Origin of the sequence: Aurantimonas sp. 22II-16-19i, assembly GCF_002088275.1 — a bacterium.
Classification (GTDB): domain Bacteria; phylum Pseudomonadota; class Alphaproteobacteria; order Rhizobiales; family Rhizobiaceae; genus Jiella.
The window spans coordinates 14,606-32,472 of sequence record NZ_AQQS01000051.1; the positions used below are offsets into that span (position 1 = coordinate 14,606).

15 protein-coding genes and 1 riboswitch are annotated in these 17,867 nt (G+C 67.2%); of the genes, 10 read left to right on the forward strand and 5 right to left on the reverse strand.

Translation table 11 applies throughout. From position 1 onward, the window contains the following. Positions 1 to 157: 157 nt before the first annotated feature. The 8 genes from clpB (at position 158) to ATO4_RS25080 (ending at position 8,001) form a co-directional block, all read left to right on the forward strand. Entirely contained in the window at positions 158 to 2,779 is a 2,622-nt protein-coding gene (gene clpB / locus ATO4_RS25045) for an ATP-dependent chaperone ClpB (protein ID WP_083594585.1), read from the forward strand. A gap of 340 nt (positions 2,780 to 3,119) precedes the next feature. After that, positions 3,120 to 3,980: a metal ABC transporter substrate-binding protein gene (locus ATO4_RS25050; RefSeq protein WP_083594614.1), complete on the forward strand. Its 861-nt coding sequence runs from the start codon at positions 3,120 to 3,122 to the stop codon at positions 3,978 to 3,980. Next, on the forward strand, positions 3,977 to 4,861 hold the full coding sequence (locus tag ATO4_RS25055) for a manganese/iron ABC transporter ATP-binding protein (RefSeq protein WP_083594587.1): 885 nt from the start codon (positions 3,977 to 3,979) through the stop codon (positions 4,859 to 4,861). Before ATO4_RS25050 ends, ATO4_RS25055 begins: the two co-directional genes overlap by 4 nt. Further along, the gene (locus ATO4_RS25060) at positions 4,858 to 5,769 is read left to right on the forward strand and encodes a metal ABC transporter permease (protein ID WP_280940526.1); all 912 of its coding nucleotides are present in this window, start codon (positions 4,858 to 4,860) and stop codon (positions 5,767 to 5,769) included. Before ATO4_RS25055 ends, ATO4_RS25060 begins: the two co-directional genes overlap by 4 nt. Positions 5,770 to 5,773: 4 nt before the next feature. Beyond that, a complete protein-coding gene (locus ATO4_RS25065) occupies positions 5,774 to 6,634 on the forward strand; it encodes a metal ABC transporter permease (RefSeq protein WP_083594591.1) in 861 nt (286 codons plus the stop codon). A 59-nt stretch (positions 6,635 to 6,693) separates the two neighbouring features. Next, positions 6,694 to 7,008 carry a metalloregulator ArsR/SmtB family transcription factor gene (locus tag ATO4_RS25070; protein WP_083594593.1) on the forward strand — a complete coding sequence of 105 codons (315 nt, stop codon included), beginning with the start codon at positions 6,694 to 6,696 and terminating at the stop codon, positions 7,006 to 7,008. Continuing rightward, the gene (locus tag ATO4_RS25075; protein WP_083594595.1) at positions 7,005 to 7,352 is read left to right on the forward strand and encodes a hypothetical protein; all 348 of its coding nucleotides are present in this window, start codon (positions 7,005 to 7,007) and stop codon (positions 7,350 to 7,352) included. The genes ATO4_RS25070 and ATO4_RS25075 overlap by 4 nt, the downstream gene beginning before the upstream one ends. 43 nt (positions 7,353 to 7,395) lie before the next feature. After that, positions 7,396 to 8,001 (forward strand): ATP-dependent Clp protease proteolytic subunit, encoded by a 606-nt coding sequence (locus ATO4_RS25080; RefSeq protein WP_083594597.1) that lies wholly within the window; start codon positions 7,396 to 7,398, stop codon positions 7,999 to 8,001. Between the two features lie 37 nt (positions 8,002 to 8,038). On the opposite strand, the gene ATO4_RS25085 is transcribed toward ATO4_RS25080, so the two are convergent. The 3 genes from ATO4_RS25085 to ATO4_RS25095 form a co-directional block, all read right to left on the reverse strand. Continuing rightward, a complete protein-coding gene (locus ATO4_RS25085; RefSeq protein WP_139802685.1) occupies positions 8,039 to 8,410 on the reverse strand; it encodes a hypothetical protein in 372 nt (123 codons plus the stop codon). Positions 8,411 to 8,603: 193 nt separating this feature from the next. Then, complete coding sequence (locus ATO4_RS27480) at positions 8,604 to 8,927, reverse strand: type II toxin-antitoxin system Phd/YefM family antitoxin (RefSeq protein ID WP_139802686.1); 324 nt, start codon at positions 8,925 to 8,927, stop codon at positions 8,604 to 8,606. Positions 8,928 to 9,076: 149 nt separating this feature from the next. Next, positions 9,077 to 10,507 (reverse strand): MATE family efflux transporter, encoded by a 1,431-nt coding sequence (locus tag ATO4_RS25095; RefSeq protein WP_083594601.1) that lies wholly within the window; start codon positions 10,505 to 10,507, stop codon positions 9,077 to 9,079. 321 nt (positions 10,508 to 10,828) lie between these two features. On the opposite strand from ATO4_RS25095, the gene betC reads away from it, so the two are divergent. Beyond that, positions 10,829 to 12,343 (forward strand): choline-sulfatase, encoded by a 1,515-nt coding sequence (gene betC / locus ATO4_RS25100; RefSeq protein ID WP_083594616.1) that lies wholly within the window; start codon positions 10,829 to 10,831, stop codon positions 12,341 to 12,343. 65 nt (positions 12,344 to 12,408) lie between these two features. Here the strand turns inward: betC and ATO4_RS25105 are convergent, their stop codons facing one another. Together ATO4_RS25105 and ATO4_RS28170 are read right to left on the reverse strand one after the other, a co-directional pair. After that, the gene (locus ATO4_RS25105; protein WP_083594603.1) at positions 12,409 to 12,783 is read right to left on the reverse strand and encodes a type II toxin-antitoxin system HicB family antitoxin; all 375 of its coding nucleotides are present in this window, start codon (positions 12,781 to 12,783) and stop codon (positions 12,409 to 12,411) included. Positions 12,784 to 13,252: 469 nt separating this feature from the next. Then, a complete protein-coding gene (locus ATO4_RS28170) occupies positions 13,253 to 15,763 on the reverse strand; it encodes a methyl-accepting chemotaxis protein (RefSeq protein WP_083594607.1) in 2,511 nt (836 codons plus the stop codon). 294 nt (positions 15,764 to 16,057) lie between these two features. Continuing rightward, a riboswitch (glycine riboswitch) is annotated at positions 16,058 to 16,148 on the forward strand. Between the two features lie 148 nt (positions 16,149 to 16,296). Here ATO4_RS28170 and ATO4_RS25120 point away from each other — a divergent pair. Next, a complete protein-coding gene (locus ATO4_RS25120; RefSeq protein WP_083594618.1) occupies positions 16,297 to 17,586 on the forward strand; it encodes a D-amino acid dehydrogenase in 1,290 nt (429 codons plus the stop codon). Positions 17,587 to 17,867: the final 281 nt, after the last annotated feature.

Genomic DNA, 17,867 nt, shown 5'->3' on the forward strand with positions numbered 1-17,867 from the left:
GGCGTAACATTTTTGCAACAAGAATGTTCGCGGCCTCTTCCGGCGTCGCTTCGCGCCTCCCATATCCGGTGCGGGCGGCTCGCCGAATATGGGAGCCGGACTCCAGGAAGGGCGCCGCGTGCCTTCGACGAGGGCGCGGCGCAGATAGGAGAAAGCCATGAATCTGGAAAAATACACCGAACGCGTCCGCGGCTTCATCCAGGCGGCGCAGACCGCGGCGGTCTCCGCCGATCATCAGCAGTTTTCGCCCGAGCATCTTCTGAAGGTCCTCATCGACGACGACGAGGGTCTGGCCAGCGGCCTCATCGAGAAGGCCGGCGGGCGTCCGCAGGAAGTGCGCCTCGGCGTCGAGGCGGCGCTGAAGGCCATGCCGAAGGTCTCCGGCGGGTCGGGCCAGATGTATCTCGCCCAGCCCCTGGCCAAGGTCTTCGCCACCGCCGAGGAGATCGCCAAGAAAGCCGGCGACAGCTACGTCTCGGTGGAGCGGCTGCTGCTCGCGCTGACGATCGAGAAGAGCGCCAAGACCGCCGACATCCTGAAGAAGGCGGGCGTGACGCCGGCCGGCCTCAACGATGCGATCAACGACCTGCGCAAGGGCCGCACGGCGGATACGGCTTCGGCCGAGAGCGGCTACGATGCCCTGAAGAAATACGCCCGCGACCTGACCGAGGCGGCCCGGGAGGGCAAGCTCGACCCGGTGATCGGGCGTGACGACGAAATCCGTCGGACGCTGCAGGTTCTGTCGCGGCGCACCAAGAACAATCCGGTGCTGATCGGCGAGCCCGGCGTCGGCAAGACCGCCATCGCCGAAGGCCTGGCGCTGCGCATCGTCAATGGCGACGTGCCGGAATCCCTGCGCGACAAGCAGCTGATGGCCCTCGACATGGGCTCGCTGATCGCCGGCGCGAAATATCGCGGCGAGTTCGAGGAGCGGCTGAAGTCGGTGCTGTCGGAGATCTCGGCGGCCGCCGGCGGCGTCATCCTGTTCATCGACGAGATGCACACCCTCGTCGGCGCCGGCAAGGGCGAGGGCGCCATGGATGCGTCCAACCTGTTGAAGCCGGCGCTCGCCCGGGGCGAACTCCACTGCATCGGCGCGACCACCCTCGACGAATATCGCAAGCACGTCGAGAAGGACGCGGCGCTGGCGCGGCGCTTCCAGCCGGTCTTCGTCTCCGAGCCGACGGTCGAGGACACGATCTCGATCCTGCGTGGCCTGAAGGAGAAGTACGAGCAGCACCACCAGGTGCGCATCTCGGATAGTGCCCTCGTCGCCGCGGCGCAGCTGTCCAACCGCTACATCACCGACCGCTTCCTGCCCGACAAGGCGATCGACCTCATCGACGAGGGCGCGGCCCGGCTGCGCATGCAGGTGGACTCCAAGCCCGAGGAACTCGACGAGATCGACCGGCGCATCATGCAGCTGAAGATCGAGCGCGAGGCCCTGAAGAAGGAGACCGACGACGCCTCCAAGGACCGGCTCGACCGCCTCGAGGGCGAGTTGGCGAACCTTGAAGAAGAGTCCGACCGGATCACCCGGGCCTGGCAGGCGGAAAAGTCCAAGCTCGGCGAGGCGGCCGACCTGAAGCGCCGGCTCGACGAGGCCCGCAACGAACTCGCCATCGCCCAGCGCAAGGGCGAGTTTCAGCGGGCGGGCGAGCTCGCCTATGGCGAGATCCCGAAACTTGAAGCCGCTGTGAAGGAGGCCGAGGCGAATGACGGCAAGGGCCCTGCCAACATGGTCGAGGAGACCGTGACGGCAGACCATGTGGCCCAGGTCGTCTCCCGCTGGACCGGCATCCCGGTCGACCGCATGCTGGAAGGCGAGCGCGACAAGCTCTTACGGATGGAGGACTCGCTGCAGAAGCGGGTCGTCGGCCAGGGCGAGGCGGTGCAGGCGGTGTCGCGGGCGGTCCGCCGGGCGCGCGCCGGCCTGCAGGATCCGAACCGGCCGATCGGCTCGTTCATGTTCCTCGGGCCCACGGGCGTCGGCAAGACCGAGCTGACCAAGGCGCTGGCGCATTTCCTCTTCGACGACGAGGCGGCGATGGTGCGGCTGGATATGTCGGAATACATGGAGAAGCACTCGGTCGCCCGGCTGATCGGCGCGCCTCCCGGCTATGTCGGCTACGAGGAGGGCGGTGCCCTGACCGAAGCCGTTCGGCGCCGGCCCTATCAGGTGATCCTCTTCGACGAGATCGAGAAGGCCCATCCGGACGTCTTCAACGTCCTCCTGCAGGTGCTCGACGACGGGCGGCTGACGGACGGGCAGGGGCGGACGGTGGACTTCCGCAACACGCTGATCATCATGACCTCCAACCTCGGGTCGGAGTTCCTGGTTTCGCTCGGCGAGGACGAGAATGCCGAGGCCGCGCGCGAGCAGGTGATGGCGGTGGTGCGGGCGTCGTTCCGGCCGGAATTCCTCAACCGCGTCGACGACGTCATCCTGTTCCACCGGCTGCATCGCTCCGAGATGGGTGCCATCGTCGACATCCAGATGGGGCGGCTCGAGAAGCTGCTGGAGGATCGCAAGATCCGCGTCGAGCTCGACGAGACCGGCCGCGAATGGCTGGCGAGCAAGGGCTACGATCCCGCCTATGGCGCCCGTCCCCTGAAGCGCGTCATCCAGCGCGAGGTGCAGGACCCGCTCGCCGAGAAGATCCTGTTGGGCGAGATCCGGGACGAGAGCGTCATCAAGATCTCCGGCGGCACCGACCGGCTGAACTTCTACGTCGTCGGCTCGAAGAACGGCGTCGACGGAGATCGGGTGGCGGCGTGATCGGCGTCGACCCCGGCTGGTATCGAGCCCGCGCGGCGGTTGAGCGGTAACGCCTCGGCGCCGGTCGAAGACCGGGGCCAAGGGGATAAGAACGAACGGCGCGGTTCCGAGAGGGGCCGCGCCGTTTGCATGTGGGGCTCTGCATGGGCCGGGAACGTCCCATGGTCGTGGGTGGCTGCGAGATCGATCGCGGCGATCACGTCGAATTATATTGCAAATGATTTGCAAGTGCATAACATCGCCGCAGCTGCACAATCGAGGATCCTGGATGACCGCTGGACGATCACTCTCATGCGCCGCCCGTAGGGCACCGCTGCTTTCGCCAGTGCTGCTTTCGGCGATGCTGCTCTGGCAGGCCGGCAGCGCCCGGGCCGCCGACGAGCCCTTCAAGGTGGTCACCACCTTCACGGTGATCGCCGACATGGCCCGCAACGTCGCCGGCGATGCCGCGGAGGTCGTCTCCGTCACCAAGCCCGGCGCCGAGATCCACGGCTACGAGCCGACGCCCCGCGACATCGTCTCGGCACAGGATGCCGACCTGATCCTGTGGAACGGGCTCAATCTGGAACGCTGGTTCGAGCAGTTCTTCGCCAATTTCGGCGACGTGCCCTCGGCGACCCTGACGGACGGGATCGAGCCGATCGCGATCGCCGAAGGCAGCTATGAGGGCCTCGCCAATCCCCATGCCTGGATGGGGCTCAATAACGCCATGGTCTATGTCGACAACATCCGCGACGCGCTGGTCGAGCATGATCCGGACGACGCCGAAACCTACAAGGCGAACGCCGAAGCCTACAAACAACAGATCCGTGCAACGATCGAGCCGCTGCGCGACCGGATCGCCGCCATTCCCGAGGCGCGGCGCTGGCTGGTCACCTGCGAGGGTGCGTTCAGCTATCTCGCCAGGGATTTCGGCCTGAAGGAGCTCTATCTCTGGCCGATCAACGCCGACCAGACCGGCACGCCGCAGCAGGTGCGCAAGGTCATCGACGGCGTGCGCGAACACGAGGTCCCGGCGGTGTTCTGCGAATCCACCGTCAACCAGGCGCCGGCGCAGCAGGTGGCGCGCGAGACCGGCGCCGCCTATGGCGGCGTCCTTTATGTCGATTCGCTCTCGGAAGAAGGCGGCCCCGTGCCGACCTATCTCGACCTGTTGCGGGTGACGTCGGAGACCGTCGTCGAAGGGCTGGCGGGCAAATGACCGCAGAGAACGTGCCGGAGCAGATGGACGGCATCGTCGCGGAGCGCGTCACCGTCACCTATCGCAACGGCCACACCGCCCTGCGGGACGCGAGCTTCGCCATCCCGCGCGGGACGGTGACGGCGCTGGTCGGCGTCAACGGTGCCGGCAAGTCGACCCTGTTCAAGGCGATCATGGGGTTCATTCCCCTCGGCTCGGGCGAGATCCGGCTGCTCGGCATGAGCGTGAAGGAGGCGCTGCGTTCCAACCTCGTCGCCTATGTGCCCCAGTCGGAGGAGGTGGACTGGAACTTTCCGGTCCTCGTCGAGGACGTGGTGATGATGGGCCGCTACGGCCACATGGGCTTCTTGCGCCGGCCCGCGAAGGTCGATCACGAGGCGGTCGACCAGGCGCTCGAACGGGTCGGCATGGGAGCCTTCCGCCATCGCCAGATCGGCGAACTCTCCGGCGGCCAGCGCAAGCGCGTCTTCCTCGCGAGGGCGCTCGCCCAGGACGGCCGGGTGATCCTCCTCGACGAACCCTTCACCGGCGTCGACGTGAAGACCGAGGAACAGATCGTCCAGCTGCTGCGCGAATTGCGGGCGGAGGGCCGGGTGATGCTGGTCTCTACCCACAATCTCGGCTCGGTCCCGGAGTTCTGCGACCGGACGATCCTGGTCAAGGGCACGGTGCTCGCCTTCGGCCCGACGGAGACGGTGTTCACCCGCGGCAATCTCGAACGCGCCTTCGGCGGCGTGCTGCGGCACATCACCCTCGGCGGGACCCTGCTGCACGACGACGACGACCCCCGGGAAGTCAGCATCATCACCGACGACGAGCGGCCCTTCGTCCATTACGGCGAGACGATCCAACGCAGCAGTCCGGCGGGGGAGGGCCAGTGATGGGCGCGATGCTGGAGCCCTTCGCCTATTCCTACATGACCAACGCCATGTGGGTCTCGGCGCTCACCGGCGCGGTCTGCGCCTTCCTGTCGGCCTATCTGATGCTGAAGGGCTGGTCGCTGATCGGCGATGCCCTGTCCCACTCCGTCGTGCCCGGCGTCGCGGGGGCCTACATGCTGGGCCTGCCCTTCGCCCTCGGCGCCTTCATCTCCGGCGGCCTGGCAGCGGGGGCGATGCTGTTTTTGTCCGAGCGATCCGGTCTGAAGGTCGACGTCGTCATCGGCATCATCTTCACCTCCTTCTTCGGCCTCGGGCTGTTTCTCGTCTCGATCAACCCGATGACGGTCAGCGTCCAGACCATCGTCATGGGCAACATCCTGACGATCACGCCGGAAGACACGATCCAACTCGCGATCATCGGCTTCGTCTCGCTGGCGGTTCTGCTCGCGAAGTGGAAGGACCTGATGGTCACCTTCTTCGACGAGACCCACGCCCGCTCCATCGGTCTGAGGCCGGACATCCTGAAGGCGGTGTTCTTCTGCATCCTGTCCGCCGCCATCGTCGCGGCCATGCAGACCGTCGGCGCCTTCCTCGTCATCGCCATGGTGGTGACGCCCGGCGCCACGGCCTATCTCCTCTGCGACCGCTTCCCCCGGCTGATCGCGCTGTCCGTCGCGATCGGCGCGGCCACCAGCTTCATCGGCGCTTACGCCAGCTATTTTCTGGATGGCGCCACCGGCGGGGTGATCGTCACGCTGCAGACCGCGATCTTCCTTCTTACCTTCGTCCTCGCGCCCAAGCACGGGCTGCTGGCCGCGAAGCGCAAGGCACGGGCGGCGCTCACAAGCCCGGTGCCCGACATGGAGGACGACAGCTTTTCGCCCGTCAGGGCGAAGGCGGAGGGCTGAGCCCATGGAGACGCTGCTTCTGCCCTTCCAGTTTCCCTTCATGCAGAACGCCTTCCTGATCTGCATGATCGTCGCCGTGCCGACGGCGCTCTTGTCCTGCTTCCTCGTTCTCAAGGGCTGGGCGCTGATGGGCGACGCCGTCAGCCACGCCATCCTGCCCGGCGTCGTCCTGTCCTGGATCCTCGGCATCCCGCTGATCGTCGGGGCCTTCGTTGCGGGAATGGGCTGCGCCCTCCTCACCGGCTATCTCTCCGACAACAGCCGGGTGAAGCAGGACACGGTGATGGGCGTCGTCTTCTCCGGCATGTTCGGCATCGGCATCATCCTCTACACGTCCTTCCCCACCAACGAGCATCTCGACCACGTCCTCTTCGGCAACATGCTGGCGATCGGGCTCGACGACCTCCTCACCGCCGGCGCCATCGCGCTGGCCGTCACGCTGGCGCTGCTCCTGAAATGGAAGGATCTCCTCCTCCACGCCTTCGATCCGGCGCAGGCGAGGGCCTCCGGCCTCAGGACCGGCGTCCTCCACTACGGCCTCCTCGCCGCGCTCTCTTTGACCGTCGTCGCGACGCTCACCTCCGTCGGCCTGATCCTCGCCGTGGCGCTGCTCGTCACCCCCGGCGCGATCGCCTTTCTGATCGTGCGCAGCTTCGGCTGGATGCTGATCGTCTCCGTCGTCGCCTGTCTCCTGTCGATGCTCCTCGGCACTTATCTCGCCTTCTTCCTCGACAGCGCCCCGGCGCCGACCATCGTCCTCGTCCTGACGGCGCTCTTCTGCCTCGCTCTCGCCCGCCGCATGGCCCGCACGCGGCGCGCCTCCCGCGAGGCGGCGCCCGAGCCGGCCCTCGTCGGCGGAAAATGAGCGCCACGTCGCGCAGATACCGCTTGCCAATCGAATAAGTCTTCGCTTATGTATTGCTCATGAGCGACGACGACATCTTCAGGGCCCTGGGCGATCCCACCCGCCGCGCGATCTTCGAGAAGCTCGCCACCGGCGCGCTGAACGCGAGTGCCCTGCGCGAGGGCATGGCGATCTCCCAGCCGGCGATGTCCCAGCATCTCGCGGTGCTGCGCAATGCCAGTCTGGTGCGCGAACGGCGGCAGGGGCGCTACGTGAACTACGAGGTCGACCCCGATGGTCTCGCCCGCATCGCCGGCTGGCTGTCCCGCTACCGCACCTACTGGCCGGCCCGCATCGACGCCCTCAGGGACCTGTTGAAGGACATGGACCAATGACCCCGGAAGACGATCTGGACGAGGCCGCCGAGCTCGTCTTCGAGGTCGATCTCGATGCGCCGCCGGAAAAGGTCTGGCGGGCGCTGAGCATCGACGCGTTCCGGGAAAGATGGCTGCCGGGCGAGGATCTCGCCGATCCCGAACCCGTCGCCAGCGTGCCGGGTGAGGAGCTGCGCTTCCGGATGCGCGAGGACGCGGCCGGCGACAGCCTGGTGACGTTCCAGATCCGGGCGATCGGCGAAGGCGGCACGCGGCTGCGGATCGTCCACAGCCTGGCGCCCGTGCAAAGCCTCGCGCCTCACGCCGCCAACGCCAACCGGCCGCCCCTCATGCGCGCGGCCTGACGGCGCGACACCCTCGACAATCTCAAGAGAACGGAGGTCGCCGATGCGCGACACGATGCAACTCGTCCCCATGGTGGTCGAGCAGTCCAGCCGGGGCGAGCGCTCCTTCGACATCTTCTCGCGGCTTTTGCGCGAGCGGATCATCTTCCTGAACGGCGAGGTGAACGACACCTTGTCCGGTCTCGTCTGCGCCCAGCTGCTGTTTCTGGAAGCGGAGAACCCCAAGCGGCCGATCCATCTCTACATCAACTCGCCGGGCGGCGTGGTGACCGCCGGTCTCGCGATGTACGACACCATGCGCTACATCTCCTCCCCGGTGCATACGCTCTGCATGGGCACCGCCCGCTCCATGGGCTCCTTCCTGCTGATGGCCGGCGAGCCGGGCGAGCGCGCCGCCCTGCCGAATGCCAGCCTCCACGTCCACCAGCCGCTCGGCGGCTTCCAGGGCCAGGCCTCGGACATCGCGATCCAGGCCGAGGAGATGCTGAAGGTGAAGCGCCGGATGACCCGGCTCTATGCCGAGCATTGCGGGCGCACGATCGAGGAGGTGGAAAAGACCCTCGACCGCGACCGCTTCATGAGCGCCGAGGAGGCGCTGGAATGGGGCCTGATCGACAGGATCATGACGCAGCGTGAGTTGCCGCGCTGAGGTCCTGCCGTCTCGGCACGACCGCCTGTCGTTGCAGCTATGGCTGGCGCTCGGCCTGCGTTCTGTCGATCTTTGCCAACCCACCCGCTGTTGCGAGTGTCTTCAAGGCCATGACAATCTCGCTGCAGAAACGGGGGCTGAAGACGCCATAGGTCTTCGAACCCGGCGCATAGTGCCAGGAGTGTGGCAGGACGTCGTAATTGTACTCGCTGACGACGACGAAGGCCGGCCGCTTCGGGTTCAACCCGCTGCGACGCTTTTCGCTCTCCGGAACTCTGAGCGCCTGCTGGCCGGCCCAGATCTGATCGGTGATGCCGAGGAGCATCAGATGCGTGGTGGTCGAGCCATCAACGGCAACGACGTCGCGGCGGATGGCGAGGCAGGTGGTTCGATCCTTGGAATCGGTCACGCCGCGAGCTTCGTCTGCCTTCCAGAGAAAGGGATAGGCGAAGACTGCTCCCGACGGCCGCGACATTCAATGAGCTCGAGGAGCGTCAGCGTGCGCGGATCCTTTGGTCGGGCCAGCCGAGACCTCTGCAGCGGAGCCAGCGGCTCCGGCGAAATCTGGAGACGGCAGGGCGATATCCGGTCGCCTCTCCGTCTCAGGCGTCATCGTCTTCGGCGGCGAGGACATCGATGCGACGCGCCGGGTCGTAGGGAAGTTCGCCTCGCACGAGGTTCATCTCGGCGGCCGACCGAACAGGAACATCCTGAAAGAACAGCTCCTGAAGCGCCTCCGGCATGTTGGACGTGTATTGCGCCCGACGCGGATCTCCGCTGCTGCGGGAAAGTCTTGCATACTCATCCATCCGCATCAGGACGTATGTCTCCTTGCCGTGATGGGTGAGCGCGACCGCTTCGCGATCGGCCGCATCCGTAACCGCCGTGATTTGATGTGCGAGCGATGTCATTGTGAAAGTGCGCATGGCGAGATGCTTTCACCGAACGAGTTTGGCTTGATGATCGCCAACGTGGTCATTGCGCCGAGTTTACACCAGAACTTCGTGCGGCGACAGAGCCCTGGTTGGCGCTGGCATTTGCATGCATGGGACGGATTCGAGCCGCTCCTGCCGGCTCAAATCGCGCTGCCTTCCCCCACCAGCCCGTACCTCTCCCGCCGCACATACCGCCAGTTCATCATTGCCGCCGCTGCCGCCAGCCCCGAGGCGAGGCCCCACCAGATGCCGGGGCCGCCGAGGCCGAGGGGGAAGGCGAGGACGTAGGCGATCGGCATGCCGACCAGCCAGTAGCTGACCAGCGCCATCAGCATCGGCACGCGGGTGTCCTTCATGCCGCGCAGGACGCCGGCGCCGACCGCCTGAAGCGAGTCCGCGATCTGGAAGACCGCGGCGACGAAGAGCAACGGCACGGCGGTGGCGAGCACTTCCGCCGAAGCGGCGTTGCCCGGGTCGAGATAGAAGCCCACCAGCCCCTCCGGCCACAGCCAGAACAGGACGGCGGCGCAGAGCGCGATCGCCCCGCCGATGAGGATGGCCGTGTCGCCGGCCCGGGCGAGCGCGATCCTGTCCTGCCGGCCATGGGCGATGCCGACGCGCACGGACGCGGCATTGGCGAGCCCCAGCGGGATCATGAAGGAGATCGAGGCGATCTGCAGCGCGATGCCGTGGGCGGCCAGCGGCACCGTGCCGAGCCAGCCCATCATGATCGAGGAGGTGGCGAACAGCCCGACCTCCGCGATGATCGTCGCCGAGATCGGCAGGCCGAGCCGCACCACCTCGAAGAAGGCCGGCCAGTCCGGCCGCCAGGCCCGCGCATAGAGCTCGTAGCGCTTGAGCCCCGGCGCGAAGACGGTGTAGCCGACGAGAAGCCCGGCCATCAGCATGTTCGACAGGAGCGTCGCCATCGCCGCGCCGACGATGCCCATGGCCGGCGCGCCGAGATTTCCGAAGATGAAGATCCAGTTGAAGCCGGCATTGGCCAGCGCGCCGGCGACGATCACCGACAGCATCAGATAGGCGCGGTTGACCACCGTCAGATAGGCCCGGAGGCTGAGGATGATCAGCGCCGGGAACATCGACCACTGGCCGAGGGTCATGTAGGCGCCGGCGAGCCGCGCGGTTTCGGGCTCCTGGTCGAGGAGGAGGAGGATCGGCTCGAGGAAGCTCAACGGGATCATCACCAGGGCGCCGTAGAGAACCAGCACCCAGACGCTCATGCGGATCGAGCGGCGCACGCCGCGCGTGTCGCCCCGGCCCTCGGCGCCGGCGGCGAGCGGGATTGCGGCATGGGCAAAGCCCGCCCCGAAGATGAAGACCAGGAAGAAGGCCTGGGTCGCCAGCACCGCTGCGGCGAGTTCCGTGGCGCCGAGCCAGCCGACCATCACCGTGTCGGTGACGTTCATCGTCACCTGGGCGAGCTGCACCCCGATCAGCGGCAGGGCGAGCGACACCGTCGCGCCGGCATGGCCGAGCCAGCTCTGGCCGGATCCCACCGGCGACGCTGCGTCGGCGGTCTTCTCTGGCGCGATCTGATTGTCCTGCAGCATGGTCCCCGCATCCTTCCGAGGGCGCTGTAGCCGCTGACGCCTCTGAGATCCAATCAGAATCGGCGATGAGGCCGATCTCTCCCGGCGATGCGGCCTCTTCCTGCAGGCAGTGACCGAGCCGGCCCGGGCGTTTCGGCGATGCACCGCCGGGGCGGCATCGTCGGCGCGCGCCCCGGCGGCGGGGTCGACGCCTGCCCGAACGGACGGGATCCCGCGGCGGCGGCGAAATGCCTCCCCATTGCGGCCCGCGCCCCTGGCGCGTTATGCCGCAAGGGCCGTCACGAGATGCCTCTCCAACGCCTTGCCGGAAAGATCGCCCTCATGAACCGCCCGAACTTCCTCATCATCATGGTCGATCAGGCCAATGGCACGCTGTTTCCCGACGGGCCGGCCGATTTCCTCCACATGCCGCATCTGAAGGCGCTCGCGGCACGCTCGACGAGGTTCGCGAACAGCTACACGGCGAGCCCGCTCTGCGCGCCGGCGCGGGCCTCCTTCATGTCCGGCCAGCTGCCCTCCCGTACCCGTGTGTATGACAACGCGGCGGAGTTCCAGTCGGCGATCCCGACCTATGCCCATCACCTGCGGCGCGCCGGCTATCACACCTGCCTGTCCGGCAAGATGCACTTCGTCGGCCCGGACCAGCTGCACGGCTTCGAGGAGCGGCTGACGACGGACGTCTACCCGGCCGATTTCGGCTGGACGCCGGATTACCGCAAGCCCGGCGAGCGCATCGACTGGTGGTACCACAATCTCGGATCGGTCACCGGCGCCGGCGTCGCCGAGATCACCAACCAGATGGAATATGACGACGAGGTCGCCTTCTTCGCCGAGCAGAAGCTCTACGACCTGTCGCGCGGCCATGACGATCGGCCATGGGCGCTGACCGTCTCCTTCACCCATCCGCACGACCCTTACGTCGCACGGAAGAAGTTCTGGGATCTCTACGAAGGTTGCGACCATCTCGATCCCGAGGTCGCGCCGATCCCCCTCGCCGAACAGGACGCCCATTCGCAGCGCCTCTACGCCGCCAACGACGCGTCGAAATCCGAGATCACCGCCGAAAACGTCCGCCGGGCGCGGCGCGGCTATTTCGCCAATCTCTCCTACATCGACGAGAAGATCGGCTCGCTCCTCGACGTCCTCGCCCGCACGCGCATGGACGACAACACCATCGTCGTCTTCGTCTCAGACCATGGCGACATGCTCGGCGAGCGCGGCATGTGGTTCAAGATGAGCTTCTACGAGGGCTCGGCCCGGGTGCCGCTGATGATCGCCGCGCCCGGCCTCGACGCCAAGCGCGTCGAGGAGCCGGTCTCGACCATCGACCTGACGCCGACCCTCTGCGACCTCGCCGGCATCGACATGGGCGGGATCATGCCCTGGACCGACGGGCATTCGCTGGTGCCGACGGTGACCGGCGACAAGCGCCCCGAACCGGTCTTCATGGAATATGCCGCCGAGGGGTCGCAGGCGCCGATAGTGTCGATCCGCGAGGGGCGGTGGAAGTTCAACCACTGCGAGATCGACCCGCCGCAGCTCTTCGACCTCGCCGCCGACCCGCACGAACTGACGAACCTCGCCGGCGATCCGGCCCATGTCGAAACGCTGCGGGCCTTCGAGGACAAGATGCGGGCGAAATGGGACATGGCGCGCTTCGACGCCGAGGTGCGCGAAAGCCAGGCGCGGCGCTGGGTCGTCTACGAGGCGCTGAGGAACGGCAGCTACTATCCCTGGGACTACCAGCCCCTCAAGAAAGCCTCGGAGCGCTACATGCGCAACCACATGGACCTCAACGTCGTCGAGGAGAACGCGAGGTTTCCGCGGGGGGAGTGAGGGCGGCGAAATCCGCTGCCTGAGAGAATTGTGAAAGACCTGCGAAGGAAACGGCGTGGCGCCGACTATGCCGACAGACGTCGGGCGATGCCGGTGCCGGTCGTCTCGTCCCCTTCATGGCAGGTCGCCAGATCGTTCTCGATCGCCTGCTCGACCCAGGCGTTGAGGCTTTGGCCACGATCGGCCGCCGCCATGGCCGCACGGCGATGGAGGCTGGGCGAGACGCGAACGTTGAACGAGCCCTTGAACGGCCGCGACGGCTCTTTTCCCAGCGCTTTGCAAGTGTCCAGATAATCGTCGACAAGACCTTCGAAATGCGCCTGAGCCTTGGAAGCGCTGTCGCACTCGTCAGTCACAGTGTCTTCGATGTGGAGAATCCTGATGATCAGCCTGCCATCGGCGAAGCTGACCGCCCCCTGATATCCCCTGTGGTTCAGCATCACAGCAAACCTTCTCGATCAGATCGTTTCTGATCGCATTGACCGTTCCTGCGCCCATTTCGTTGTCGTGCGGCTCGTGGAATACGATGAGATGGCCCGTCGACTCGTTGAACATTTTCCGTCGACTGCCGCCCGTCTTTCCGCGCGCGACATGGTCGTAGCCCATGAGCTTGAGCATGCGTTCGAACCTGTCGAATGGGTACGGGCCGCGGCATGCGCGAAAGGCATCCTTGATGCTTCTCCAGCTGTGACATGCTTCGGCAATCCACCCTGCCGAAAGTCAACCAGTCTTGCAACTAAAACCCAGTTGCAATCATGTGGATTACGCTTCCGACTTCGACAATGGATCGACATTACCACGTGAGCTGCTCCGTGCAATCAGTGGGTGTCCCAGACTGCAATGCGAGAGTTCATCGGTGATCCAATGGGGCGTCGGCCCGATTTCCCGAAGATTGATCGACGGCCTGCCTCAGAACTCCTCCCAGCCATCGACGTCCTGCGTCGCCCGGGGCTGGGCCGCGGCCACCGCGGCGCCACTGGGCCGGCCGGCCGGACGGCGCGGCGGGGCGTTCCAGAGGACGGTGTCGCCGTCGTCGTCGGGCGTCGATCCGCGGGACGGCGCGGGCCTTGCGGGCTGGCGCGAGGGCGCCGGCCGCGACGCGCGGCCCGCCCCGCCGCCCTTCGCCCCGACGAAGTTGCGGATCAGCACCGCCAGCGTCTCGTTCTCGGCCTTCAGCTGCTGGGCGGCGGCGGTGGTCTCCTCGACCATGGCGGCATTCTGCTGGGTCGCCTTGTCCATCTGGTCGGCGGCGCTCGAGACTTCCTTCAGATTCGCCGCCTGATCTTGGGCGCGCTGGGAGATCTCGGCGACGAGCTTGCTCACCTCGGCGACCCGCTCGACGATTTCGTCCAGCGAACGGCCGGAGGCGGTGACCAGCGAGACGCCCTCCTTCACCTGGCCGTTCGAGGCGTTGATCAGCTGCTTGATCTCCTTGGCCGCATCGGCCGAGCGCTGGGCGAGGCCGCGCACCTCCTGGGCGACGACCGCAAAGCCGCGGCCCGCCTCGCCGGCCCGTGCCGCCTCGACCCCGGCATTGAGGGCGAGGAGATTGGTCTGGAAGGCGATCTCGTCGATGACGCCGATGATCCTGACGATCTTCTGGGACGACTGCTCGATCGCCGACATCGCGCCGATCGCCTTGCCGACGATGCTGCCGCCGTCGCCCGCGGTGTCTCTGGCCGTCGCGGCTGCGCGCTCGGCCTGGCGGGCGCCTTCGGCCGTCTCGGCGACGGCCGTCGAGACGTCGCCGAGCGAGGCGACGGTCTGTTCCAGATTGGCCGCCTGCTGCTCGGTGCGCCTTGCGAGGTCGTCGGTCGCCTCGAAGATCTCCGATAGGCCGGTGGCGAGCGAGGCATTGGCGATGTGCAGCGAGGAGAAGGTCTGCTCGAGATTGACGGCCAGCCGGTCGAACCTCTGGCCGACATGGGGCACGCATTCCAGCGCCTCGGCGATCCGCGTCGTCAGCTCGCCATCGGCGAGGCGATCGAGGCCGGAGGAGAGGATGTCGAGATCGGCATCGATCCGGGCGCGTTCGGCGGCGAGCGCCGCGGCCTCCCGCGCGACCTCGTCGCGCTCGCCCGACCGGTGCAGCTCGATCGCCGCGGCGGCGGCGGCGCTGTCGTTGCGGCTGCGCGTCTCGATCTCGGCGACGGCGCGGGCGATGTCGCCGATCTCGTCCTTCCGCCCGGCCGCCTCGAGCGGGACGTCCGTCTCGCCCATGGCCTCGCCCGCGGCCCGCAGCGTCAGCGCTGTCCGGAACCGGAGGAGCGGCGCCGCCGTCCGCGATGCGGCGAGGAGGCCGCTGGTGAGCGCGACGAGGGCGACCAGGATGCTGCCGAACAGGACGATGCGGCCTTCGGGCAGGGATGCGGGCGCCGGGCTTGCCGCGGAATCGGCCGCCTCTTGCGCAAAGGAGGCTGCATCGGCCTCGGAAGGCTCGGCCGCGGCGGTGTCTGCGACCTCTGCAGGCGCTTCGGCCACGGGAGCCGCAACGGCGACGGCTGCCGCCGCCACGGGGCGCAGCGCCAGAACGCTGGCGGCGACCGCGCGGGGCGCCGAGAGCAGCAGGCCGGAGCGAAGCTCCCGCATGCGGGCGGCGAGGTCCTTCGTCGCGGTCAGCTTCTCGCCATAGTCCTTCATCAGCACGAGCGCCTCGCGCGCCCGTTCGAGCTGCGCCCGGTCGGTCATCAGCTTGGTCATCGCGGCGTGCCGGCCGACCGCCTCGTTCAGCTTCGACTGGGCGACGTCGAAGGCGGCGCGGTCGCTGGTGCGCAGGAAGCGCTCGGCGGAGACGAGGCTGGCATTCAGCGATTCGAAGGTCGCCGTCGCGTGGTAGAGGGCCTCGATGTCGAAAGCCCGCCAGGCGAGCTTGATGACGTCTGACATCGCCGAGACCGCGAGCGGGCCCGCCGCGGCGACCGCTTCGCTCGCCTTGTCCTCGCCGGACTTCAGCCCGGCCAGCGTGTCGACGGCCGAGCGCCAGGAGGCGACGGAGGTCTCGATGCGTTTCAGGGCGCTGGCGAGCTCGGGGCGCGCGTCGACCAGGACGCGCTCCTGCGGCGACAGCTCGGTGAGGCCGGTCGCGGCCGTCTGGAAGCGGTCGTAGCTGTCCTTCGTCCCGTCCTCGACATAATCGACGGCGGCGAGCCGCACCGCATCGAGTTCACCGGTTGCGCTTTCGGCGAAATCCTGAGCGACGGTATCTGCGACGGGCGCGAGCGCGGGCAGGGTGTCGGCGGCCATCCGCACCGGCGGCGAGACCTCCGGCCGGTCCGGCGCCATCTCCTGGCGCTGCGGCTGTGGTGGCGGCGGGGGCGCGAGGAAGGCGTCGTTCATCGTCAGGTCGGCGGCGACGCCGAGCCCGAGCGCCGCGATGGCGACCGGGAGGAATGCAGCGATGATCCTGGCTCTGATGCCCACGCGCGTTACGATCTCTTCTTTTTCTCGTCCTCGAAGGGGAGCCCTGCAAGGACGAACGATACTGGTCGACAGGGCATGTCGTGCCCACCGGACACCTCACCTCACTGCCGAGCTTTACGCCGGGGAGATGGACTGACGCTTGCCAGTCGCTGCGAGGCGGGCGCCTTGCAGCCCCCGCGGCCATCGCAATCGCCGGCGAAAGCTGCGCCGCGGCGTTTGCGCATGGCAGCCATGCACGCATTCGATGGGCCCTCGTCATTGTCGGGAAAGGTTTCGGACGCTAGTCTGAGGGTATCGACGAATACGGGAGAGATCGGCTTTCGAGGCCGGCGCCGAAGGAGCAACCGCCCCGGAAACTCTCAGGCAAACGGACCGTTTCGTTTCAAAAAGTCCGAAGAGTGGCGGCCCGTGAGCGGGTCGTCCGCCGAAGGAGAAAGCCCCGCCGGAGTTCGTCCGCGCGCGGTGAAGCTCTCAGGCTCATGACGGGAGGGGCAAGCACGGATCTCCGCGCCAACGCGGAAGAAAGGCTCGTCATGACCTCCATCGCCGTCATCGGCGCCGGCATCACCGGCATCACCACCGCCTACAAGCTGATCCAGCGCGGCTTCGACGTCACCGTCTTCGACCGTCAGCCCTATGCCGCCATGGAGACCTCCTTTGCGAACGGCGGCCAGCTGTCGGCCTCCAACGCCGAGGTCTGGAACCAGCCGTCGACATTCCTGAAGGGCATCAAGTGGATGCTGACCAAGGACGCGCCGCTGCTGGTGAACCCCAAGCCCTCCTGGCACAAGCTCTCCTGGATGGCCGAATTCGTGCTGGCGGCGCGCAACTACGAACAGAACACCATCGCGACGACGAAGCTCGCCATCGCCGCCCGGGCCCATCTCCTCGACATGGCCGAGCGCGAAGGCTTCTCCTTCGATGCCGAAAAGCGCGGCATCCTCCACGTCTATGAGGAAAAGAGCGAGTTCGCCCATGCCGCCAAGGTCAACACGCTGCTCGAAAAGGGCGGCCTGAAGCGCGTCGCCGTCGGTCCCGAAGAGATCGCCGCGATCGAGCCGACCATCCGTGGCAATTTCGTCGGCGGCTTCTTCACCGAATCCGACTTCACCGGCGACATCCACAAATATACGAGCAACCTCGCCGAGGCCTGCCGGCGCCACGGCGCCCGGCTGACCTTCTCCGCCGACGTCACGCGGCTTAAGTCCGATGGCGAGAAGGGCGTCGACGTCTTCTGGCGCAAGGCCGGCGCCGCCACGGATGCGACCCGCCAGCATTTCGACGCGGTGGTGGTCTGCGCCGGCGTCGCCAGCCGGAAGTTCGCGGCCCAGCTCGGCGACCGGGTGAACGTCTATCCGGTCAAGGGCTATTCGATCACCGTCAACCTCACCGACGCGGAAAGCCGCGCCGGCGCGCCGATGGTCAGCCTCCTCGACGACCACGCCAAGATCGTCACCTCCCGTCTCGGCGCCGACCGCCTGCGCATCGCCGGCACCGCGGAATTCTCCGGCGAGAACCGCGACATCAAGGACGCCCGCATCCGCCCGCTCGTCGAATGGTGCCGCACGCGGTTCCCCGGCGTGTCGACCTCCTCGGTCATCCCCTGGGCGGGCCTGCGCCCGATGATGCCGAACATGATGCCGAAGGTCGGGCAGGGCCGCCGGCCCGGCGTCTTCTACAACACCGGCCACGGCCATCTCGGCTGGACTCTCTCGGCCATCACCGCCGAGATGATCGCCGGCGAGGTTGCGGCCGCCAAGTCCCGCCAGCCGCGTGCGTCCGCGCAGGAGGCAAAGGGGACGCTGGCGACGCACGGGGTGTGACCCCGTCTGCGTCAGGTCGCCTCGGCCTGACGCGGTTGCGCGGTTGCCGGCGTGGGCGCTTCCCGGCCAGGTCGGCGCCCGGGCAACCCCCCTCTGGCTTGCCAGCCATCTCCCCCTCAAGGGGGGAGATCACGCGCTGGATCGCCGCTCCCTCCTCCTCGACTTTTGCGCCAGACGCTTCTTCGACCTTTCCGCCAGACGCTTCGCCGCAATTGGCGCGAGGCGTCAGAGCGAGATCGATCTCCCCCCTTGTGGGGGAGATGTCCGGCAGGACAGAGGGG

Coding starts and splice junctions, on each gene's coding strand:
- ATO4_RS25095 (WP_083594601.1), bottom strand. CDS start 10,507: ATGCTGCAGGACAATCAGATCGCGCCAGAGAAGACCGCCGACGCAGCG.
- ATO4_RS25120 (WP_083594618.1), top strand. CDS start 16,297: ATGACCTCCATCGCCGTCATCGGCGCCGGCATCACCGGCATCACCACC.
- ATO4_RS25070 (WP_083594593.1), top strand. CDS start 6,694: ATGAGCGACGACGACATCTTCAGGGCCCTGGGCGATCCCACCCGCCGC.
- betC (WP_083594616.1), top strand. CDS start 10,829: ATGAACCGCCCGAACTTCCTCATCATCATGGTCGATCAGGCCAATGGC.
- ATO4_RS27480 (WP_139802686.1), bottom strand. CDS start 8,927: ATGCGCACTTTCACAATGACATCGCTCGCACATCAAATCACGGCGGTT.
- ATO4_RS25105 (WP_083594603.1), bottom strand. CDS start 12,783: ATGCTGAACCACAGGGGATATCAGGGGGCGGTCAGCTTCGCCGATGGC.
- ATO4_RS25050 (WP_083594614.1), top strand. CDS start 3,120: ATGCTGCTCTGGCAGGCCGGCAGCGCCCGGGCCGCCGACGAGCCCTTC.
- ATO4_RS25075 (WP_083594595.1), top strand. CDS start 7,005: ATGACCCCGGAAGACGATCTGGACGAGGCCGCCGAGCTCGTCTTCGAG.
- ATO4_RS25055 (WP_083594587.1), top strand. CDS start 3,977: ATGACCGCAGAGAACGTGCCGGAGCAGATGGACGGCATCGTCGCGGAG.
- clpB (WP_083594585.1), top strand. CDS start 158: ATGAATCTGGAAAAATACACCGAACGCGTCCGCGGCTTCATCCAGGCG.
- ATO4_RS25065 (WP_083594591.1), top strand. CDS start 5,774: ATGGAGACGCTGCTTCTGCCCTTCCAGTTTCCCTTCATGCAGAACGCC.
- ATO4_RS25080 (WP_083594597.1), top strand. CDS start 7,396: ATGCGCGACACGATGCAACTCGTCCCCATGGTGGTCGAGCAGTCCAGC.